The sequence below is a fragment of the Nonomuraea sp. ATR24 genome (assembly GCF_041950485.1).
In the GTDB taxonomy this organism is placed as follows: Bacteria; Actinomycetota; Actinomycetes; order Streptosporangiales; family Streptosporangiaceae; genus Nonomuraea; species Nonomuraea ceibae.
The window spans coordinates 776,317-796,985 of record NZ_JBGNUU010000002.1 but is presented as its reverse complement, the minus strand read 5'-3'; the positions used below and the strand labels follow the sequence as shown (position 1 = coordinate 796,985).

Annotated in this window: 16 protein-coding genes; 6 read left to right on the top strand and 10 right to left on the bottom strand. The window is 72.6% G+C overall.

Features of this window, described 5'->3' with window-relative positions:
• The first annotated feature begins 42 nt into the window (after positions 1–42).
• The gene (locus tag ACBI99_RS07625) at positions 43–768 is read left to right on the top strand and encodes an alpha/beta hydrolase (protein WP_219508745.1); all 726 of its coding nucleotides are present in this window, start codon (positions 43–45) and stop codon (positions 766–768) included.
• 5 nt (positions 769–773) lie between these two features.
• On the opposite strand, the gene ACBI99_RS07620 is transcribed toward ACBI99_RS07625, so the two are convergent.
• The gene (locus ACBI99_RS07620) at positions 774–1,229 is read right to left on the bottom strand and encodes a hypothetical protein (protein WP_219508744.1); all 456 of its coding nucleotides are present in this window, start codon (positions 1,227–1,229) and stop codon (positions 774–776) included.
• Positions 1,226–1,777: a hypothetical protein gene (locus ACBI99_RS07615; protein ID WP_219508743.1), complete on the bottom strand. Its 552-nt coding sequence runs from the start codon at positions 1,775–1,777 to the stop codon at positions 1,226–1,228. Before ACBI99_RS07615 ends, ACBI99_RS07620 begins: the two co-directional genes overlap by 4 nt.
• 263 nt (positions 1,778–2,040) lie before the next feature.
• Between ACBI99_RS07615 and ACBI99_RS07610 the strand changes: the two genes are divergently transcribed.
• Both ACBI99_RS07610 and ACBI99_RS07605 read left to right on the top strand, forming a co-directional pair.
• Complete coding sequence (locus tag ACBI99_RS07610) at positions 2,041–3,030, top strand: alpha/beta fold hydrolase (protein ID WP_375071961.1); 990 nt, start codon at positions 2,041–2,043, stop codon at positions 3,028–3,030.
• Positions 3,031–3,133: 103 nt separating this feature from the next.
• Positions 3,134–4,492, top strand: a complete 1,359-nt coding sequence (locus ACBI99_RS07605) for an FAD-binding oxidoreductase (RefSeq protein ID WP_364181538.1) — start codon at positions 3,134–3,136, stop codon at positions 4,490–4,492.
• Positions 4,493–4,563: 71 nt separating this feature from the next.
• Here ACBI99_RS07605 and asnB read toward each other — a convergent pair whose 3' ends face one another.
• The 5 genes from asnB to ACBI99_RS07580 form a co-directional block, all read right to left on the bottom strand.
• Positions 4,564–6,411, bottom strand: a complete 1,848-nt coding sequence (gene asnB / locus ACBI99_RS07600; protein WP_375071960.1) for an asparagine synthase (glutamine-hydrolyzing) — start codon at positions 6,409–6,411, stop codon at positions 4,564–4,566.
• A 2-nt stretch (positions 6,412–6,413) separates the two neighbouring features.
• A complete protein-coding gene (locus ACBI99_RS07595; RefSeq protein WP_246645790.1) occupies positions 6,414–7,628 on the bottom strand; it encodes a 3-hydroxybenzoate 6-monooxygenase in 1,215 nt (404 codons plus the stop codon).
• The gene (locus ACBI99_RS07590) at positions 7,625–9,511 is read right to left on the bottom strand and encodes an anthranilate synthase family protein (RefSeq protein WP_219508739.1); all 1,887 of its coding nucleotides are present in this window, start codon (positions 9,509–9,511) and stop codon (positions 7,625–7,627) included. The genes ACBI99_RS07595 and ACBI99_RS07590 overlap by 4 nt, the downstream gene beginning before the upstream one ends.
• The gene (locus ACBI99_RS07585; RefSeq protein WP_357592960.1) at positions 9,508–10,032 is read right to left on the bottom strand and encodes an isochorismatase family protein; all 525 of its coding nucleotides are present in this window, start codon (positions 10,030–10,032) and stop codon (positions 9,508–9,510) included. Before ACBI99_RS07585 ends, ACBI99_RS07590 begins: the two co-directional genes overlap by 4 nt.
• A 162-nt stretch (positions 10,033–10,194) precedes the next feature.
• A complete protein-coding gene (locus ACBI99_RS07580) occupies positions 10,195–10,959 on the bottom strand; it encodes a 2,3-dihydro-2,3-dihydroxybenzoate dehydrogenase (protein WP_357592962.1) in 765 nt (254 codons plus the stop codon).
• A 257-nt stretch (positions 10,960–11,216) separates the two neighbouring features.
• Here ACBI99_RS07580 and ACBI99_RS07575 point away from each other — a divergent pair, with 257 nt between their 5' ends.
• Positions 11,217–14,450, top strand: a complete 3,234-nt coding sequence (locus ACBI99_RS07575; RefSeq protein ID WP_375071959.1) for a condensation domain-containing protein — start codon at positions 11,217–11,219, stop codon at positions 14,448–14,450.
• Positions 14,443–16,116, top strand: coding sequence for a tyrosine 2,3-aminomutase (gene cmdF / locus ACBI99_RS07570; RefSeq protein ID WP_219508734.1), 1,674 nt, complete (start codon positions 14,443–14,445; stop codon positions 16,114–16,116). The genes ACBI99_RS07575 and cmdF overlap by 8 nt, the downstream gene beginning before the upstream one ends.
• Before the next feature lie 63 nt (positions 16,117–16,179).
• Here cmdF and ACBI99_RS07565 read toward each other — a convergent pair whose 3' ends face one another.
• From ACBI99_RS07565 to ACBI99_RS07555, 3 genes are all read right to left on the bottom strand, one after another.
• Positions 16,180–17,769 (bottom strand): 4-hydroxyphenylacetate 3-hydroxylase family protein, encoded by a 1,590-nt coding sequence (locus tag ACBI99_RS07565; protein WP_219508732.1) that lies wholly within the window; start codon positions 17,767–17,769, stop codon positions 16,180–16,182.
• A gap of 10 nt (positions 17,770–17,779) precedes the next feature.
• Entirely contained in the window at positions 17,780–19,000 is a 1,221-nt protein-coding gene (locus tag ACBI99_RS07560) for an acyl-CoA dehydrogenase family protein (RefSeq protein ID WP_357592968.1), read from the bottom strand.
• 218 nt (positions 19,001–19,218) lie between these two features.
• Positions 19,219–19,647: an enediyne antibiotic chromoprotein gene (locus ACBI99_RS07555; RefSeq protein WP_219508729.1), complete on the bottom strand. Its 429-nt coding sequence runs from the start codon at positions 19,645–19,647 to the stop codon at positions 19,219–19,221.
• Between the two features lie 261 nt (positions 19,648–19,908).
• Between ACBI99_RS07555 and ACBI99_RS07550 the strand changes: the two genes are divergently transcribed.
• The gene (locus ACBI99_RS07550; protein ID WP_308125933.1) at positions 19,909–20,667 is read left to right on the top strand and encodes a methyltransferase domain-containing protein; all 759 of its coding nucleotides are present in this window, start codon (positions 19,909–19,911) and stop codon (positions 20,665–20,667) included.
• Positions 20,668–20,669: the final 2 nt, after the last annotated feature.

Here is a 20,669-nt window from a genome sequence, read left to right as displayed (position 1 = left end):
GGCCGGGCTTCTGTCAGATGAGGAAGAAGGAGGTGACCTCCGGTGAAGCGAGGGTTCGTCCTGATCCCGGGCCCCTGGATGGGGGCCTGGGCGTGGGAGCCGGTCGCCAGGCGGCTGCGGGCGCGCGGGCACGAGGCCCGCGCGGTCACCCTGCGCGGCCTGGCCGGCGGCGAGGACGACGTGTCCGACGTCGGCCTGGAGACGCACGTACGCGACGTGCTGGCGCTGCTGGAGTCGGACGACCTGCGCGACGTGGTGCTCGTCGGCCACAGCTACTCCGGCCTGGTGGCCGGGCAGGTGGCCGACCGGGCGCGCGAGCGGGTCGCGCACACCGTGTTCGTGGAGGCGTTCCTGCCGCATGACGGCAGGTCGATGCTGCACGCGTTCCCGGAGCGCCAGCGGACCCAGGAGTTGCGGCTCATCGCCGACAACGAGGGCCGCTGGCCCGCCCCGGACGCGACGATCGTGGGGGAGGGGCAGGGGCTGACCACGACGCAGGCGCGCTGGCTGGCCGGGCGCCTCGTCGGGCACCCCGGCCGGACGATCGCCGAGCCGGCCACGCTGACCCGGCCGCTGGAGCGGCAGCGGGCCAGCTACGTCGTCTGCAGCCTGGACCATTTCGCCGGGCGGCTCTCGGCGGACGTGACGGCCATGCGGTCGGTGCCGTCCTGGGACTTCCACACGCTGGAGACCGGCCACTGGCCGATGGTCTCCGCGCCGGGCCCGCTGGCGGCGCTGCTGGCCCGCATCGCCGCCCGCGACTCGTGACCGCCCTAGGAGACGCGGGCGGGCTCGCGCCGGAACGCCCGGCGGAGCGGCCCCCCGTACAGCCAGAGCAGGATGCCCAGCCCGCTCACGATCATGAGCGCGGTGAACACCCACTCGTTCGAGCCGCCGGGGCCGTAGACGCGGCCGGGTAGGCCGATGTCCACCGCCCGCACCGGGGACCCGGCCCGGTTGGAGTAGCGGTCGCTGCCGTACAGCTCGACGCCGGCCCGGTCCGAGGAGCCGTCGCCGGAGCGGAACTCGCCCGTCCACACGCACGACTCGTGCCCCGGATGCACGATGCAGATCAGCTCGCGCGGGGTGAACGTGCCGGCGACGCCGTCGGCCCTGGCCGCGCGGACGGCCGTGCCGGCGTTCGGCACGGCCAGGTAGAGGAGGAACACCGCCACCAGGGTCAGGACGACGGTGAACATGCGGGAGCGTTCGCGCCGGGCCATCGTCACGCGGGGGCCACGGCGCAGCCGCACCGCATGGCGGAACGCTCGGCCGGCCGGGGGCGGCGGTGCAGGAGCATCGCGACGACCATCGGCGCGAACACCAGCGCGTTGTAGAACAGGTGCAGCTCCACGCGCGGCACGAGCAGCTGGATGAGGCTCGTCGGCACCGGCCGGCCGGCCAGGTTGCTGCCGGAGATCGCCTGCAGGAGCAGGATCAGGTGCTCCAGGTGGTGCCAGACCTGGATGCCGAGCGAGACGTTCCACCACACGCGGGAGCGGCCGGTGAAGCCCCGCCGCAGCATGATCAGCCCGACGAGCATGAGCAGCGCGTACCCGTAGTGCATCCACTCGGAGGTGACGAGCCACGGGAAGGGCACGCCGAGCACGCCGCGCGCCTCGGGCAGCGGCCAGCCCAGCACGTAGATCTGGATGGCCTGGACGACGTGCTCGGCCCAGTGGGCCAGGACGATGAGCAGGTAGACGGCCAGCGCGGCACGGTGATGCCGGGTGTTCAGGCTGGTGAGCAGCCCTGGCGCTGGGGCGTTCGTGACCATGAGCGGGACCTCGCTTCTCGGAGTGGTGGGTCGCGTCGCGGTACCGAGCTTCGTTCGGCGCTCTGAAGGGTGCATCTCCGGTCGTGCGGACTTCGCGATGTACCGCAATCCAGGAGATGCGGGCGCCGCCGTACACCGTGAGTATGAGGCGGTGAAAGCACGCTGACCACCCACTGGTCGCCGGGGCCGCCACGCTTGCGGGAGGGTGGCGGCTCCTTCTTCCGTCCGCCCGTCCTCCCGCGCCGTCGGAAGGAAAGCACGACATGACGCCAGCAGGAACGTGGGGCAGGAGGCTGGTGCGCGTCGTCGCGTCCGCAGCCCTGGCCGTGGTGCTGATCGCCACGACCGCCACCGCGTCGTCAGGCGAGGACGAGCAGGCCGGGAGCCTGCCCGGCTTCACCCACGGCCGGGTCGCCGTCGAGGGCGGCTCCGTCCACTACGTCAAGGGCGGGTCGGGGCCGGCGCTGCTGCTCCTGCACGGCTGGCCGCAGACGTGGCAGATGTGGCGCGACGTCATGCCCGAGCTGGCCCGCGAGCACACCGTCATCGCCATGGACCTGCCCGGCCTGGGCACCTCGTCCATCCCCGGCGGCGGCTACGACAAGGTCACCACCGCGCACCGGATCCGCGAGGCCGTGCGCGCGCTCGGCTTCACCAAGGTCGGCATCATCGGCCACGACCTGGGCGTTCTGGTCGCCTACCCGTACGCGCGGGACTTCCCGGCCGAGGTGAGCCGGCTCGTGATGATCGAGAGCCCGCTGCCCGGCTTCGGGCTGGAGGACCTGTACGGGGTGAGCTTCCACTTCAAGTTCAACTCCGCCCCGGCCCCGATCCCCGAGCGGATCATGGACGACGAGGACGTGCCCACCTACCTCGGCATGATCTTCGACTTCAGCCACCGCAAGGACGCTGTCAGTCGCGAAACCTACTATCGCGCGTATGCCTCCGACGCCAGGCGCACGGCGGGGTACGAGTACTACCGCGCCTTCGCCGCCGACGCCGCCGACAACCGGGCCAACGCCGGCCGGAGGCTCGCCATGCCGGTCGCGGCCGTGGGCGGCCAGCACTCGTTCGGCCCCGGCGTCGCCGCCTCGTTCGCCCAGGTGGCCGACGACGTGCGCACCGTGGTCGCGCCCGACTCCGGGCACTTCGTCCCCGAGGAGAACCCGGAGTTCCTGGCCGGGTGCGCGCTCCTGTTCTTCGGCCCGGCGGGCACGACCCCCGGTCCCGGGCTCGGCGACTGTGCCCCCTGACATCCCAGGGCCGCCTGACACCCCAGGCCCGTCGCGGTCCCCGTCCCCGGATCCGGGGGCGGGGCCGCCGCATGACCACACCCCGACAGGAGGGAAGGCTGACATGAGCCAGCAATACGCGCATCAGCGCCTGTCCCCGCCAGGCGTCTCGGCAGAGAACGAGCGGGAGGCGGTGCGGCGGCTGCGCCGCGACGTCGAGGGGGCCGTCCTGGTCCCGTTCGAGGCCGCCTACGAACGCGAGCGGCAGGCGCCCTACTCCGACATCGACCCCAGGCCCGTCGCCGTCGTGATGGCGAGCGGCCCGGCCGACGTCCGCACCGCGCTCACCACCGCGCGCGAGCACGACCTGCCCTTCGCCGTCCAGGGCACCGGGCACGGCACCCACGCCGCCTCCGACGGCGGCGTCCTCGTCAAGACCACGCAGCTGGCCGGCGTCCTGGTCGACCCGGTGCGCCAGGTGGCCCGCGTCGGCGCCGGCGCCGTGTGGGAGCAGGTGATCGCCGCCGCCGCGCCGCTCGGCCTGGCGCCGCTGGCCGGCTCACACCAGACGGTCGGCGTGGCCGGCTACACGCTGGGCGGCGGCCTCGGCTGGCTGTCGCGCCGTTACGGGTTCGCCGCCGACAGCGTGCTGCGCGCCGAGGTGGTCACCGCGGACGGCCGGCTGCTCACGGCGAGCGCCGACAGCCACCCCGACCTGTTCTGGGCGATGCGCGGCGGCGGCGGCAACTTCGGCGTGGTCACCTCGCTGGAGTTCCGGCTCCACCCGGTCGCGCGGGTGTTCGCCGGGGCGGCGTTCTTCCCCGGCGACCGGGCCGCCGACCTGCTCGCCCGCTACCGCGACTGGATCGACGGCGCGCCCGACGCGCTCAGCACCGCGATCCTGCTCACCCGGCTGCCGCACGACCGGCGGGTGCCCGCCGCGCTGCGGGGCAGGCCGGGCGCGGTCGTCCAGGTCATGTACGACGGGCCGGGCGAGGAGGCCGGGCGGCTGCTCGCGCCGCTGTTCGAGGCGGCGGGGCCGCCGCTGCTGGAGACGTTCCGCACCGGCGCGTTCGGTGAGATGGACATGGGCGGCACCGGCCCCGCGCACGTCAACCTGCTCGACTCGCTGCCCGACGAGGTGATCGAGGTCCTGGTGTCGGCGGCGACCCGGCCGGGCTCGCCGGTCTCCGGCGTGGAGATCCGCCACTGGGGCGGCGCGCTGGGCCGCCCCGGCCCGCACGCCGGCCCGATCGGGCACCGCTCGACGCGGCTCAGCGCCATCCTCGACGCCAGGCTGCCGGAGGTGGAGGCGGTGATGCGCCCCCACACGGGCGGGCGCGCGTTCCTCAACTTCCTGCACGACCCGGGCAACGCCGTGGCGGCCTACGACCCGGCCGACCACCGCAGGCTGCGCGAGGTGAAGCGGGCCTACGACCCGGACAACGTCTTCCGGCTGAACTACAACATCCCGCCCGCCTGAGCCCCGGGTGGCAGCGAGCCGCCCGGGCCGGTGACCGGCCCGGGCGGCTCTCGCTTGCGTCGCGGCCCGGCTCACAGCTCGACGCGGACGTCGTACAGGGTGACCCAGGTGTTGAACTCGATCAGCCGCTCGATGACGGCGCGGGCGCTCCACGGGCCGCCCATGCTGTAGGCGCCGGGCGGCGCGTCCAGCAGGGTGCGGATCTCCGCCTCCGAGGCCAGCAGCAGCGCCGGGCCGCCGTCGGCCAGGATGCCGGCCAGCTTCTCGCGCAGCGCCTCCTCGTAGCCGGTGTCCTGGGTGGACGGGTACGGGTTCTTCTTCCTGTCGAGCACCGAGTCGGGCAGCACGCCGCGCATGGCGGCCCGCAGCAGGCTCTTCTCCCGGCCGTCGAAGTTCTTCATCGCCCACGGCGTGTTGTACACGTACTCGACCAGCGTGTGGTCGGTGAACGGGACCCGCACCTCCAGGCTGGCGGCCATGCTGATGCGGTCCTTGCGGTCGAGCAGGAAGTTCTCCCACCGGGTGAGGTTGAGGTAGGTCAGCTCGCGCATGCGCGCCTCCAGCCCGCTCTCGCCGGGCAGCCTCGGCACCTCCTCCAGCGCCTCGGCGTAGCGCCGCTTGACGTACTCCTCCAGGCCGAGCCGGTCCCACAGGCCGATGTCGCGCAGCGCGCCGATGCCGCCGGCCTTCCTGAACGGCGAGTGCCAGGGGAAGGTGTCGGACTGGACCGCGTCCTCGTCGTGGAACCAGGTGTAGCCGCCGAACAGCTCGTCGGCCGCCTCGCCCGACAGCGCGACCGTCATCTCCCGCTTCAGCGCGCGGCACAGCACGAGCAGCGAGTACTCCATGTCGCCGGTCGACACCGGCAGGTCCTGGGCGCGCAGCACCGACCGCCTGACCTCCGGGTCGAGGATCTCGGCGTTGTCCAGCTCGACGACGATGTGCTCGGCGCCGACGTGCTCGGCCACCTCGACCGCGAACGGCGTGTCCGGGTCCTCCCACTGCACGTTCGCCTGGAAGCGCGACTCGTGGCCCTTGAAGTCCACCGAGAACGCCTTGAGCGGCTCGCCGGCGCCCTTGCGGGCGATCGCGGCGGCGGCCAGCGCGGTGATCGCGCTGGAGTCGAGGCCGCCCGACAGCAGCGTGCCCACGGGCACGTCGGCGACGAGCTGGCGGTCCACGATCTCCGACAGCAGCCGCCGCACGGTGGCGATCGTGGTGTCCAGGTCGTCGGTGTGCGGGCGGGCCCGCAGCCGCCAGTAGCGGTGCTCGCTGCGGCCCGCGCGCGACAGGCGCAGCACGGTGGCCGGGCGCACCTCGTGCATGCCGCGGAAGACGCCGTGGCCGGGCGTCTTGACGATCGTGAAGATCTCCCGCAGCCCGTCGGCGTCGATGACCGCCTCGGCCTCGTCGTGCGCCAGGATCGTCTTCGGCTCCGAGCCGAACAGCACCCCGTCGGGCGTCGGGTAGTAGTAGAGCGGCTTGACGCCCATCCGGTCGCGCACCAGCAGCAGCTCCTCGGTGCGCGGGTCCCAGATGGCCAGCGCGAAGATGCCGTCGAGCCGGTCGGCGAAGTCCTCGCCCCACTCCAGGTAGGCGCGCAGCACCACCTCGGAGTCGCTGGCGGTGCGGAACTCGTGGCCCAGCCCGCGCAGCTCCTCGCGCAGCTCGCGGTAGTTGTAGACCTCCCCGTTGTAGGTCATGACCGGCAGGCCGTCGTCGCCGGCCGCCATCGGCTGCCTGCCGCCCTCCAGGTCGATGATCGCCAGCCTCCGGTGGCCGAGCGCCGCGCGGGCGCAGGTCCACACGCCGCCCGCGTCGGGGCCCCGGTACTCCAGCGTCGCCGTCATCGCCGTGATCGTGTCCCGTTCGCCGGTCAGATCGCGGTCGTAGCTCACCCATCCTGCGATGCCGCACATGGTCAGTTCGTCCTTTCGATGGTCTCGGTGAAGTCGCGGGCGCCGTGCAGCCACGCGACCTTGTCGTGCAGCTCGTCCTCGGAGAGGGCGGACAGCATCCGGTTCCTGGCGAGCGCGTCGGCGCCGGCCGGGTGGTAGAGGCGGGTGCCCATCTCGCGCGAGACGAGCTGGGTCCTGGCCGTGCGGTCCCGGCGGGCCGCGTTGTACTTCTCGAACCGCTGCGGGAAGTCGGCGGGGCCGCAGTCGGCCAGCTCGCCCAGCGTCACCGCGTCCTCCAGCGCCATGCACGCGCCCTGGGCGGCGTACTGGAGCATCGGGTGGGCGGCGTCGCCGAGCAGCACCACCCGGCCGTCGGCCCAGTCGGGCACCGGGTCGCGGTCGCACAGCACCCACTCGCGCCACTGCGCGCCGAGCTCCAGCAGCCGCCTGGCGGTCTCGCCCAGCTCGGGGAAGGCGCCCAGCACCCGCTCGCGCACGGCCGGCCGGCCCGTCACCACGGCGGCGGCGCCGTCGTCGCGGGTGGCGGCCAGGTTGAGGAACTCGCCGCCGCCGATCGGGTAGTGCACGAAGTGCCAGCGCGGCCCCGCCCACAGCGTGACGGTGTTCCAGCGCAGGTCGGCGGGCACCCGGTCCATCGGGATGACCGAGCGGAAGATCGTGTGCCCCGACACGCGCGGCCCGCCGTCACCGACCAGCCGCGCCCGGATCATCGAGTGCAGCCCGTCGGCCCCGACGAGCGCGTCGCCCGGCACCCGCCGCCCGTCGCCGAGCAGTGCCCGCACGCCGCCCGCGTCCTGCTCGTAGCCGGTGACGTGGCTGCCGCCGCGCAGCTCGACCAGCGGGTGCTCGCGGCAGGCGGCCAGCAGCGGCCCGTACAGGTCCACCCGCTGCACGACCGCGTACGGGTTGCCGAAGCGGGCCCGGTAGCGGCCGGTGAGCGGCATGCTGGCCACCCGCTCACCGGTGGTGCCGTCCATGAAGCGCAGCTCGTCGATGTAGACGGCCAGCTCGCGCACCGCCTGCCCGACCCCGAGCCGGTCCAGCGCGGTGAAGCCGTTGGGGCCGATCTGGATGCCGGCGCCGAGCTCGCTGAACTCGTCGCGGCGCTCCAGGACCACCGCCCGGTGGCCCTGGCCGGCCAGGCCGAGCGCGGCGGCGAGCCCGCCGATGCCGCCCCCGGCGACGAGCACGGTCGCCGTCCTCGTCCGCCCGCTCATCGCCGCACCGGCGTCCGGTCGAGCACCGACAGCAGGGCGTCGCGCAGGATGCCGACCCCGTCGGCGGTCAGCACCGACTCGGCGTGGAACTGCATGGAGGCGAACCGGGGCCCGCGCAAAGCGTGCACCTCGCCCGTCTCCGGGTCGCGGCTGACCGCGACGGTCCCCGTCAGCCCGGCGGGCTCGATCTCGTCGGCCGGGGCGTGCGCGGCGAAGGTGTTGTAGAAGCCGACCCTGGCCCGGCGGCCGAACAGGTCGATCACCCGCTGCACGCCCTGGTTGGGCACCTTCCTGCGGCGCAGCGGCAGGCCGAGCGCGCCGCTGAGCACCTGGTGGCTCAGGCACACGGCCAGGAACGGGGCGCCGGAGCCGAGCAGCCGCCCGACCGCGTCACGCAGGTGCGCGATCTTGGGGTGGGCCAGGTCGGCCGGGTCGCCCGGCCCGGGCCCGAGCACCACCAGGTCGTGGCCGTCCAGCGCGTACGGCTCGTCGAAGCGGCGCACGCTCACCTGGAGGCCCAGCGAGCGGAGCTGGTGGCCGATCATCGAGGTGAACGTGTCCTCGGCGTCCACCACCAGCACCCGCAGGCCGATCAGGTCGGGCGTCCAGAACGTCCGCTCGCCCTGCTCCTGCCGCCAGAACCCGGAGATGCCGTCGTTGCGCCCCTCCAGCGCGCCGCGCACGTCGGGGTGCTCGGCCAGCGGCTCCGGCGGCTCGGCGCACAGCGCGTCGAGCAGCCCGGCCGCCTTCGCCGCGGTCTCGGCCACCTCCGACTCCGGGTCGGAGTGCCTGACGAGGGTCGAGCCGACGCCGATGCGGACCCGCCCGGCGGCGTCGATGTCGGCGGTGCGGATGAGGATCGAGGAGTCGAGCGTCCGCCGGCCCGCCCCGTCGCTGCCGATCAGCGCGGCCACGCCGCTGTAGTAGCCGCGTCCCTCCTTCTCGTAGCGGCCGATCACCCGGCAGGCGCTCTCCAGCGGGCTGCCGGTGACGGTCGGCGCGAACAGGGTCTCGCGCAGAATCTCCCGCACGTCGCGGGTGGTCTCGCCCTCGATGTAGTACTCGGTGTGCGCGAGCCTGGCCATCTCCCGCAGGTACGGCCCCGACAGCCGGCCGCCCGACTCGCAGATCCGGGCCATCATCTTGAGCTCCTCGTCGACCACCATGTAGAGCTCGTCGGCCTCCTTCTTGTCGCCGAGGAAGTCCATGAGCGCGCCGACGGTCGGCCCGGACGGGGGATAGCGGTAGGTGCCGCTGATCGGGTTCATCACCGCGACGCCGCCGTCGACGCTGATGTGCCGCTCGGGCGAGGCGCCGACGAACGTCCGCTCGCCGGTGTGGATGACGAACGTCCAGTACGTGCCCGTCTCCCGGGTGGCCAGCCGGCGGAACAGCGTGAGGGCGGCGGCCGGGGTGTAGTCGGTGATGTCGGCCAGGAACGAGCGCTTGATGACGAAGTTGGCGCCCTCGCCCCGGCCGATCTCGTCGTCGATGACGGCCCGCACCACGGCCGCGTAGTCCTCGTCGGAGGTGTCGACCGTGCGCTCGCGGGTGCGGATCGGCCGGTCGGGGATGCGCGCCAGCGCGGCGGGCAGCGGCAGGCTGCCGTGGCCGGTGACGGTCATCGCCACGAGCGGCGCGCCGTCGTCGCGCGCCTCGAAGCCGCGCTCGGCGATCTGCCGGTACGGGATGAGCGTCAGCAGCTCGGGACCCTCGGCGCCGGGCTCGTCGGGCAGCGGGAGCTCGGCCAGCGTGGCGACCGTGGACACCTCGCCGACCAGCACGTCCAGCATGCCCTCGCGGCCGGCGCCCGGCCGGTGCAGCAGCGCGAACGGAGGCGGCACGGGGGACAGGACGTCGTCCAGGAGCCGTTCGGCGCTCATGGCCGCCCTCCTCGCGCGAGATCGGTCAGGAGCTCCTTGGTCGTGGCGACCATGCCGCACCGCCCGGCCACGTACCGCAGCGTCATGAGGTGGTCCTCGGCGGTGAAGTCGGCGACGGCGTCGGCCACCAGGAACGGCTGGACGTCGTGGGAGTAGGCGTCCACGGCCGTCATCAGCACGCCGATGTGCGCGTACACCCCCGAGATGATCAACTGGTCGCGCCCGCTGTCACGCAGCATCCACAGCAGCGGCGACTGGTGGAAGGCGCTGTAGCGCCGTTTGACGATGATCCAGTCGTCCGGCCCGGGCGCCACCGGGTCCACGACGCCGCGATGCTCCGCGCCGGTGGTCATGCCGGGTCCCCAGAAGTCCCTGAGCAGTCCCCGCTGCCGGTCGGACATCCCGCCGGGCTGCGTGGTGTAGGCGACGGGGATGCCGGCGGCGGCGCACCGCTCGCGCAGCGCGGCCGCGTTCCTGACGAGATCCGTCACCGGGGCCTCGCCCGCGGGAAAGGCATCCAAGAAGAAATGCTGCATGTCGTGCAACAGGAGAACGGCCCGCTCCGGGGAAACGGTCCACCGCGCCGTGTTGGCCGGTAGTTCGCCGGAGTCCGGCATCGGATAAGGCGTAATAGCAGGAATCCCGATCATTGTTGCCTCAATCTGGTTGTGCGATGAAGAAATTCAGGCGCCCAGTGCGGCGCCCCCGTCCACCGTCAGGTGCTGAAGCGTGATGTGGCTCGCCTTTTCGGAGAGCAGGAATGCGACCGTGTGCGCGATGTCGGCCGGGCTGGCGACCTTTCCGAGGGGGATGCCGGTGCGGTAGGCGCGCGGCTTGCCCTCGATCGACGAGCGCAACGCCCGGTCGTGGTCGCTCCACAGCGCCGAGAGCATCGGGGTGTCGACCGAGCCCGGCGTCACCACGTTGCAGCGGATCCCGTACCCGGCCACCTCCAGGCCCAGGGACTTCGTGAACGCCGTGGCCGCGGCCTTGGAGGCGGCGTAGGCGGCCATGTCGGCGCGGGCGACCAGCGCCGCGTTGGAGGCGACGGTGACGACCGCGCCGGCCCGCCGCGGCACCATCCGGGACACGACCGCCCTGGAGACGTGGAAGACGCCGTCGACGTTGACCGCGAACGTGGCCGCCCAGTCGGCGTCCGACATCGTCACCGCCCGGCCGGTGCGCAGCACCCCCGCGGCGTTGACCAGCTTGGTGACCGGCCCGAGCAGCCGCTCGGCCGCCTCGACCACCGACTCCACCTGGGCGCTGGAGGCGACGTCCACGGGGAACGCCGCCACCCGCAGCCCGTCGGCCTCCAGCTTCCCGGCCAGCTCCCTCAGCCCGGCCTCGTCCCGGTCCAGGGCGGCCACCGCGATGCCCTCCTCTCCCAGCGTCCGCGCGATCGCCGCCCCGATGCCGCCGGCGGCTCCGGTGACCAGCGCCACCATCAGGAGCTCCCGGCGGAGAATCGCGTCAAATGAATGTGCATGATGAACTCAGCCGCCTTTCCCCGCACAATTGCCGAGGTGCGGGTCTGTCAATTTCCGGGTCTTTCTCTTACGTAAGAGACTGCGATCGGGGATGACCCGGAACAAGGCGGGAGCGTGGCAGCAAGTTGTCTTCCCGGCGCTGTTTCCTGCCAGCCCGGAGCAACGCAGCACGTCAAGAGATGCCCCAAGGGGCGGCCCGAGCTGACGATGTCGTGGTGAGGAAGTCCGGTGTCAAGAGAGCGGCGACCTCGTGGCTGCAGGACCAGGCATGGTTCCTGCAGAAACTGGTCCCGGATTCACCCGCCTACACGATGCTCCGCGCCTACCGAACGACCGGCGAACTCGACGTGCCCGCGCTCCGCGCCGCCTGGCGGGGGGTCGTGCTGCGGCACGAGATCCTGCGCACCACGCTCGTGGACGACGGCGGGCTGCCCGTGCAGGAGATCGCCGGCGACTGCCACCCGCGCGCCTTCACCGAGCTCGACGCCCCCGGCGCCACGGCCGAGCAGCTCTGCGCCGACCTCGCGCGCACCCCGCTCGACCTGGAGGACGGCCCGCTCGCGCAGCTCACCGTGGCCCGGCCGGCCGACGGCGGCCACCTGCTCGTGCTGCGGCTGCACGAGGCCGTCGCCGACGAGTGGTCACTTCCCACGCTGCTCGACGAGCTCTCCGACGGCTACGCCGACCAGCGGGTGCCGCCGCCGCCCGAGGGGCTCCAGTACGCCTCCTACGCCCGCTGGCAGCGCGACCAGGGGCACACGCCCGAGTTCCACGGGCTGCTGCGCTGGTGGACCGGGCACCTGACGCCGCCGCCCGCCTCCCCGGCACCGCCCGCCGACCGGCCCCGTCCCGACGGGCCGTCCTTCGGCGGCGGGGCGGTCCCCTTCAGCTGGGCGCCCGCGCTCGGGCAGGCCGTCGCCGAGCTGTCCCGTGAGGAACGGGTCAGCGCCCCCGCGGTGCTGCTGGCCGCGTTCCTGTGCCTGCTGCGCCGCCACAGCGGCGAGGACCGGGTGGCCGTCGGCGCCCCCGTCAACCTGCGGCCCGCGGTGCGCACCGGCGCGCTCGTCGGCCCGTTCCGCAACCACGTGGTGCTGTGCGCCGACCTGTCCGGCGGGATCACGTTCCGGCAGGCGGTGCGCCGGGTGGCCAAGGCCGTGGCGCACGCCTACCAGCGCCGGATCGTCCCCTACGACCGGCTGGTGCAGGCGCTGCGGCTGGAGCGGGACCCGCGCCGGATGCCGCTGTGCGACGTGCTGTTCGACTACCGCGACGAGGCCGAGCCGCTGCCCGTCCTGGGTGACGCCGAGGTGCGCCCGGTGCGGCCGCGCGCGGGCTCGGCCAGGACCGACCTGTGCCTCACGGTCGAGCACGTCGGCTCCGGCCTCACCGGGGAGCTGACCTACCGCGACAGCCTGTACGAGGACGAGTCAGCCGGGCAGCTTCTCGACCAGCTCCGCACGTTCCTGGCCATCGCCCTGCGCGCCCCGGACCTGCCCGCCGACCAGATCCCGCTGGAGGACTACGCCCGCACCCGCGCCCGGGTGCGCGAGGCCGACCGGACGGGGGTGCTCGACCCGCTGCTGCCGTCCGTGCCCGAGCTCGTGCGCGCCCGCGCCACCCGCACGCCGGACGCGGTCGCGGTGGACTGGCCGGACGCCGCGCTGACCTTCCGCGAGCTGGACGCGCGCGCCTCGGCCGTCATCACCGCCCTGCGCGCGCTGCCCGCCGACGCACCCCCCGGAGAAGCCGCCGGGCCTGCCACAGAATCCGCAACCGGGCCTCTCGGGGACGCCTCCGTGGTCGTCCGGATGGCGCCGGGCCCCGCCCAGGTCGCCGCCGTGCTCGGCACGCTCGGCGCCGGCGCCAGGCTCACCTGCCTGGCCACCGGCGACGCGGGCGAGCGGGGCAAGGCCGTGCTCGCCGAGCTACGGCCCGCCTGCGTGCTCACCGAGGGCCGGTCCGACGACCTGATCCGCTGGTACGAGGACGAGCTCGGCGGAACCGTCGTCGACGTCACCGCACTCGGCGTCCCCGCCCGCCCGGCCGCCCTGGTCACCCCCATGACCACCGCGCCCGCCTACGTCGCCTACACCTCCGGCTCGACCGGCAGGCCCAAGGGCATCATCCAGTCGCACGGCAGCCTCGCCCAGTTCGCCACCTGGCTGGCCACCGAGTTCCGGATGCGGCCGGGCGCCCGCGTCGCCCAGTGGGCCGCGCCCGGCTACGACGCCGCGCTCGTCGAGACGTTCGCCGCGCTGACCGGCGGCGCGACGCTCTGCCCGGTCCCCGAGCGGATCAGGGCGAACCCGGAGAAGCTGGCCGCCTGGCTCGCCGACGAGCGCATCACGCTGCTGCAGACCGTGCCGAGCTTCGCGCGCAAGCTCCTCGACGCGATCACCGCCGACGGCGCCGGCCGCTCGCTCTCGCTCGGCTGCCTGCTGCTCGCCGGCGAGCCGCTGCCCGGCGAGCTGGCCGCCGACCTGCGCGCGGCCCTGCCCGCCGTCCGGCTGGCGAACCTGTACGGCGCCACCGAGACGATCCTGGCGACCTGGTACGAGGTGACCGGCCCGGTGCCCGGCATGACGCCGATCGGCACGTCCATCCCCGGCCGCCAGGTCGTCGTGCTCGACGACTGGGACCGGCCCTGCCCGCCCGGCGTCACCGGGCATCTGGTGGTCAGGAGCCCGTACGTCGCGCTCGGCTACGCGGGCGCGGGCGCGGACACGCGGCCCTTCGAGCCCGTCTACCACCTGCAGGCGTGCGGGTCCGGCTTCGGCCGCTTCTACCGCACCGGCGACCTCGGCCGCCTGCGGTGGGACGGCCTGCTGGAGTTCCGCGGGCGCGGCGACTCCCAGATCAAGTTCCACGGCACCCGCGTCGAGCTGGCCGAGGTAGAGGACGCGCTGAACCGGAACGAGGCGGTCGCCGAGTGCGCGGTCGTCCCGGTGAGCGGCCCCGACGGCTGGGTCACCCGCCTGGTCGCCTACGTCGTGCCGAACCGCACGGCGGCGGGCGAGGCGGAGGTGCGGGCCGCCGACCTGCGGGCCACGCTGCGCGCCCGGTTCGGCAAGAGCACGCTGCCCCTGTCGGTCAGGACGGTCGGCGCGCTGCCCCGCAACGTCGGCGGCAAGATCGACCGGCGGATGCTGCCGGCGCTGCCCGCGGGCGGCGCGAACCGGAGCGCGCGGACGCCGGCCGAGCTCGAACTGGCCGCCATCTGGTCAGACGTCCTGGGCGCCGAGCCGGACGGCGACGGGGACCCCTTCTTCGCGGTGGGCGGGCACTCGCTCATGGTGCCCCGCCTGCTCGATCGCGTGCGTGACAGGTTCGGCGTGGAGATCCCCCTGTGGGAGTTCTTCGCCAACCCCACCCTGAACGGCCTGGCCGCTCAGGTCAGCGCGCACGCGCTTTCCGCTGATGCTGTCAACCAATCTATGGCGGGTGAGTGATGTGACACTGGTGGAGACCTCGACGTCAGTCGACTTCGATGGGGAGAACCTGGATGTCCCGACAGTACGGCTGATCGCCGAGAACCAGGTCACCTGCGGCGTCGCCCCGTCCGCCCTGGCCAAGGTCGCGGCCAACCGGCGGCTGTTCGAGGACGTCATCGCACGTGGCATCCCCGTGTACGGCGTGACGACCGGCTACGGCGAGATGATCTACATGCTCGTCGACACCTCCAACGAGATCCAGCTCCAGACCAACCTCGTCCGCAGCCACTGCGCCGGCGTCGGCCCGATCTTCGCCGAGGACGAGGCTCGGGCGGTTCTCACGGCCCGGCTCAACGCCCTGTCCAAGGGCTACTCGGCGGTCCGGCCCGAACTGCTCGAACGCATGGCGCTCTACCTCAACCTCGGCATCACGCCCGCCATCCCCGAGATCGGGTCGCTGGGCGCCAGCGGTGACCTCGCGCCGCTGGCGCACGTCGCCTCGACGCTCATCGGCGAGGGGTACGTGCTGCGCGACGGCCGCCGCACCGAGACCGGGCCGGTGCTGCGCGAGCTCGGCATCGAGCCGCTGCAACTGCGGTTCAAGGAGGGCCTGGCGCTCATCAACGGCACCTCGGCGATGACCGGGCTCGGCTGCCTGCTCGTCACCCGGGCGCTCGACCAGGTCCGGCAGGCCGAGATCGTCACCGCGCTGATCTGCGAGGTGCTGCAGGGCTCGACCAGCCCGTTCGTGGCCGACGGGCACGACATCGCCCGCCCCCACCAGGGGCAGATCGACGTCGCCGCCAACATGCGCGCCCTGCTCAGCGGCAGCGGCCTGGCGGTGGAGCACAGCGAGCTGCGCCAGGCGCTCAGCGTCGACCCGCTGCGCCTGTCGATCCTGCGCGACCGGGAGCCGCCGCGCCGCCGCAAGGACGGCGACGCGCCCGAGCACGGCGTCCACCGGACCGAGGTCTACCTGCAGAAGGCGTACACACTGCGGGCCATCCCGCAGGTCGTCGGCGCCGTCCGCGACACGGTCTACCACGCCGCCGCCACGCTGCGCACCGAGCTCAACTCCTCCAACGACAACCCCCTCGTCTTCGAGGGCAAGGAGGTCTTCCACGGCGCCAACTTCCACGGCCAGCCGGTCGCCTTCGTCATGGACTACCTGACGATCGCGCTCACCCAGCTCGGCGTCTTCTCCGAGCGGCGCACCAACCGGCTGCTCAACCGCCACCTCAGCAACGGTTTGCCCGAGTTCCTCGTCGCCGGCGACCCCGGCCTCAACAGCGGGTTCGCGGGAGCCCAGTACCCCGCCACCGCCCTGGTCGCGGAGAACCGGACGATCGGCCCGGCCAGCACCCAGAGCGTGCCGTCCAACGGCGACAACCAGGACGTCGTCAGCATGGGCCTGATCGCCGCCCGCAACGCCCGCCGGGTGCTGCAGAACAACAGCAGGATCCTCGCGGTGGAGTTCCTGGCCGCGGCCCAGGCCGTGGACCTGTCGGGCCGCGCGGACCGGCTCAGCCCGGCCGGGCGGGCCACGTACGAGCGGGTCCGCTCGCTCGTGCCGGTCCTGGAGGCGGACCGGTACATGGCCGACGACATCGAGCTGGTGGCCTCGGCGATCTCACGGGGCGAGTTCCTGGACGCGGTCGTCCAGGCCGACGTCGCCCTCCGTTAGACCCCGTACGAGAAAGCGCCCCCGGGAGGTGATCCCGGGGGCGCTTTCTCGCGGGCTCGGCGCTCAGTGGCGCAGGCCGTTCTTCGCCTGGCGCAGGTGCTCGAAGGAGGACAGGTCGGGCGCCGTCCAGCCGTCCAGGTCGTACTCGCTCAGGCACTGGTCGACGAACGCCTTGTAGCCGTCCACCTGGCCGCTGGCGGTCTGCGCGGCCAGCAGCTCCACGCGGGTGTTCTCATGGTTGCCGGCGTAGTTGCGCTCGTACAGCTCGTGCCGGCCGCCGAACTCGGTGCCCACGGCGTCCCAGAGCAGCTTCATCACCTTGATCCGCTCGACCGAGTCGATGCCGCCGGAGCCGCGCAGGTACTTGTCCAGGTACGGCCGCACCTCGGGGTTCTTGAAGTCCTCGGCGCTGGAGTTGATGTAGATCAGGCCGCTGGCGATGTCCTGGTGGATGATCTCCTTGACCCGGGGGTAGCCGGTCTGCATGAACCAGCGGTAGGCCAGGCCGTACTCCGGGTTGGGCAGGACCGCGCCGTTGCGCCACTCGACGGGGTTGCGCGCGGCCGCGTCCGACAGGCCCCAGAACAGGTTGCGCCAGGCCAGCACCTCGCCGATGCGGCTCTGCACGCCCCGGAAGTCCTTGGTGCCGGTGATCTCCACGGCCTTGGCCAGCAGGCCCGCGATGAACTCCAGCTTGACCGCCAGGCGGGTGCAGCCGTGGAAGGTGAAGCGCTCGGGGAAGCCGGAGCGGCCGGTGAACAGCTGCACCTTGCCGAGGTGGCCGTAGATGAAGACGTTCTCCCAGGGGATGAGCACCTTGTCCAGGACGAGGATCGTGTCGTTCTCGTCCAGCCGCGACGACAGGGGGTAGTCGAACGGGCTGCCCATCACGGTCGCCGCGGCGGTGTAGGACGGCCGGCAGATCAGCTTCAGCCCCGGCGCGTTCATCGGGATGGTCGCCACCAGCGCGAACTTCTTGTCCTTGATCGGCAGGCCGTAGTGGGCGATGAAGTTGTAGTGCGTCAGCGCCGACCCCGTCGCCACCACCTTCGCCCCGCTCACCACGAGCCCGGCGTCGGTCTCCTTCTCCACGTGCACGAACACGTCGGCGACCTCGTCCGGCGGCCGGCTGCGGTCCACCGGCGGGTGCACGATCGCGTGGTTCCAGAACAGGACCTTCTCCTGCGACTCCCGGTACCAGCGCCGCGCGTTGTCGGCGAACGGCTCGTAGAACTCGGCGTTGGCGCCCAGCGTGCCGAGGAAGGCCGCCTTGTAGTCGGGGCTGCGGCCCATCCAGCCGTAGCTCATCCGCGCCCACGCGGCGATGGCGCGCTGGTTGGCCACCAGGTCGTCGGCGCTGCGCGGGGTGGTGAAGAAGCTGTGGGTGAAGCCATCGCCGCCCGTGTCGGTCGGCACGACGAGGTCGCCGCGCCGCTCCGGGTCGTGCAGCGCGTCGTAGAGCCTGGCGGTCATCCGGATCGGGTTGTGGAACGCCGGGTGCGCGGTCACGTCCGAGACGCGGTCGCCGTACAGGTAGATCGCCCGGTCGTCGCGCAGGCTCTCGACGTACTCGGCGCCGGTCATCGGGCGGGTCTTCGGCCGGCTGCCCGGCCCGGTGTCCGGGATGTGTGGCGCGTCCTGCAAGTCAGTCATGGCAATTCCCCTATTCGAGCCCGAACCGGGCCTTGGCCAGATCGCGTTTGGCGATTTTGGCGAGGTAGGTGGACAGGCCGGCGTGCGTGACGAACATCGACATGTCCCGCCACACCCGCTCGACGCGCTCGCCGGCGCGCACGGCGCTCGAACCCGCCGTGGGGAACAGGTGCGACTCGACCGCCCGCCAGCACAGCGCCACGGCCTCCTGGCAGATCGCCGCCAGCCGCAGCTCGTGCTCGTGGGTGACGGCCGCCGCGCCGCGGGCGCTCGTCTCGCGCCACTGCCGCACCGCGTCCGTGGTCGCGGCCTCGGCCGTGGCGATCAGGCCCGCGGCCTTGCCGTACGTGAGCTGGAAGTCCGGGTCCTCGGTACGGGTCACGATGGGCGGGAACGGCGTCGTGCGGGTCCGCATGAGGTCCTCGTAGGCGTCCAGCGCGCCCTTGGCCATGCCGACCGCCAGCAGCGCGTCCTCCATGACCATGAAGCTGAGCTGCCCGCCGCCGTACTCGGGGCCGTGCAGCTCGCGGCCGGGGGTGCCGCCGGTGACGTCGATCTGGCTCATGTGGTGCTTGAGCACGTAGCGGTCGGGGACGCGGCCGCCGGTGATGCGGATGCTGTGCGAGCCGCTGCCCTTCAGGCCCAGCGCGTGACCCCAGTCGTCGAGCCGGGTCCACTCGCTGCGCGGGGCGATGAACATGATCGGCTCGCCCGACTCGATCAGGGCGTGCCCCATGAAGTGGGTGGCGTACGGCGACCCCGAGCAGTAGCCCCAGGTGCCGTTGATCAGCCAGTCGCCGTCCGGCGTGCGCTCGGCCGTGCCGCCGGGCATGACGGTCGCGGGGCAGATGAACTCCCCGGAGGCGAAGATCTCCTCCTGGGTGCGCTCGTCGAAGATCGTCGCGGCCGGGAGCGCGTGCGCGGCGCCCAGGCAGAACATCCAGCCTGTCGAGGGGCAGCCCCGGGTCAGGTTGATCGCCACGCGGACGAAGGTGTCGATCCCGAACTCGTAGCCGCCGAACCGGCGGGGGACCAGGATGCGGTAGAAGCCCGCTCTGGAGAACTCCTCGTGGACGTCCTCGGCGTAGAACGTGCGCCGCTCGGTCTCGGCCTGGCGCTCGGCCAGCGCGGGAATCATGGCCTCCGCCCTGGCGACCACGTCCTCGGGGGTGAGTCCGGGCTCCGGCGGTTCGGCGAGGCGGTGCTCGAAAACAGTGGTGTCGACACCCATCGCTATGCGCGTCCTCACGGTTTCGTGGTCGAATCGGACATGCCGCCAGCGTCACATCCACGATTAGGCCGCGCATCTCCCGGCGTGCTGTTCTGCGCGGGCACGGCGAAGCCCCCGGTTCAGGAAGCATTTTCCCGAACCAGGGGCTTTCGATTTCCGCGTCATTCCGGTGTGTGGGCGGCTGAATTCCTTTCTCCCGGTGGATTACCGCTGGTTTCTCACTTGAAGGAGATGGCCACCTCCCCGAGCACCTGCTCGTTGTTGCCGGCGCCGACGAAGCAGGAGGCCGCCGCGCAGTCCACCGGGCCCACCGGGGTGCCGTCGTAGCCGACGCCGTCGAACTGGCGGTTGAGCTTCAGCGGGATGGTGGCCGAACCGCTCGCGTCGGTGGTGAACGAGGTGGCCGTGCCGCCGTCGCAGGCGGCGCCCGAGGCCGTGTTGGCGCAGGTGGCGATGCCGAACACGGCATTGGGCAGGGCCCCGGTGACGGTCACCGTGGCAGTCGCGCCGTCCGACACGCCGGAGGCCGGCGAGACGGAGAACGACGGGGCCGCGGCGGAGGCCGCCGGGCTGGTGGCGAAGGCCAGGCCGAGCGTGACCGTGGCGGCGAGACCCAGCTTGGCAATCAGACCAGTCTTGCGCGTCATTCTTTACTCCTTTTTCCGGGGCGATTTGTTTCGCCGTCGTGAGTACAACTCTGCGGCATCGGCCCGGCGGGTGCCAGAGGAAATCAATTCAGCAAGCTGCAGTGACGGTGACTGCATCTTGTCAATGATCGCCTTGCGTTCTGTTTGACGATGGGCTATTCGCAGGCGAGCAAGGCCGGATAAGACAGCGGGCCGCGCAGCCGGGAGAATCCGGACCAGTGTGCCCGTCCGTACGGCACGGCTCATCGGTTGGGAGCGGCTGTGACCATTGACCAGATCACCCGGGACGCCAACGTCTACGGCGACGACATCAGCGAGATCTACGACCTGCTCTACCTGCGGCGCGGCAAGGACTACGCGGGGGAGGCCGACATCGTGACCAGCCTCGTGCGCGAGCGCGCGCCGCACGCCGACTCGCTGCTCGACGTGGCCTGCGGGACGGGCGAGCACCTCAGGACGCTGCGCACCCGCTTCTCCCTGGTCGAGGGGGTGGAGCTGTCGGCGGCGATGCGGGCCAGGGCGCAGGCCAAGCTGCCCGGCGTCGCCGTCCACCCGGGCGACATCCGTGACTTCCGGCTCGGCCGCGTCTTCGACGCCGTGTGCAGCCTCTACAGCACGGTCGGCTACATGGCGGGCACCGAGGAGCTCGACGCCGCCGTGGCCAGCATGGGCCGGCATGTGGCCCCCGGCGGGGTGCTCATCGTGGAGCCCTGGTACTTCAAGGACGGCTTCGCCGACGGGCACATCGGCGACGACGTGGTCCGCGAGGACGGCCGGACCATCGCCAGGGTGGCCAAATCGTCCCGCGTGGGCGACACCGTCCGCGTCGAGGCGCACTACCTGGTGGCCGACGGCGCCGGGGTGCGCCACTTCGAGCACACGCAGGTGATGAACCTGTTCTCCCGCGCCGAGTACGCGGCGGCCTTCGAGCGGGCCGGCTTCACCGCCGAGTGCCTGGAGGAGACCGGGCCGCTGCTCGCCGGCCGCTCCCTGTTCCTCGGCGTGCGACGGGACGGATGATT

Excerpts from the sequence above, each read along its gene's own strand:
- ACBI99_RS07615 (WP_219508743.1), bottom strand. The coding sequence starts at position 1,777 with ATGGTCACGAACGCCCCAGCGCCAGGGCTGCTCACCAGCCTGAACACC.
- ACBI99_RS07610 (WP_375071961.1), top strand. The coding sequence starts at position 2,041 with ATGACGCCAGCAGGAACGTGGGGCAGGAGGCTGGTGCGCGTCGTCGCG.
- ACBI99_RS07605 (WP_364181538.1), top strand. The coding sequence starts at position 3,134 with ATGAGCCAGCAATACGCGCATCAGCGCCTGTCCCCGCCAGGCGTCTCG.
- asnB (WP_375071960.1), bottom strand. The coding sequence starts at position 6,411 with ATGTGCGGCATCGCAGGATGGGTGAGCTACGACCGCGATCTGACCGGC.
- ACBI99_RS07595 (WP_246645790.1), bottom strand. The coding sequence starts at position 7,628 with ATGAGCGGGCGGACGAGGACGGCGACCGTGCTCGTCGCCGGGGGCGGC.
- ACBI99_RS07590 (WP_219508739.1), bottom strand. The coding sequence starts at position 9,511 with ATGAGCGCCGAACGGCTCCTGGACGACGTCCTGTCCCCCGTGCCGCCT.
- ACBI99_RS07580 (WP_357592962.1), bottom strand. The coding sequence starts at position 10,959 with ATGGTGGCGCTGGTCACCGGAGCCGCCGGCGGCATCGGGGCGGCGATC.
- ACBI99_RS07565 (WP_219508732.1), bottom strand. The coding sequence starts at position 17,769 with ATGACTGACTTGCAGGACGCGCCACACATCCCGGACACCGGGCCGGGC.
- ACBI99_RS07560 (WP_357592968.1), bottom strand. The coding sequence starts at position 19,000 with ATGGGTGTCGACACCACTGTTTTCGAGCACCGCCTCGCCGAACCGCCG.
- ACBI99_RS07555 (WP_219508729.1), bottom strand. The coding sequence starts at position 19,647 with ATGACGCGCAAGACTGGTCTGATTGCCAAGCTGGGTCTCGCCGCCACG.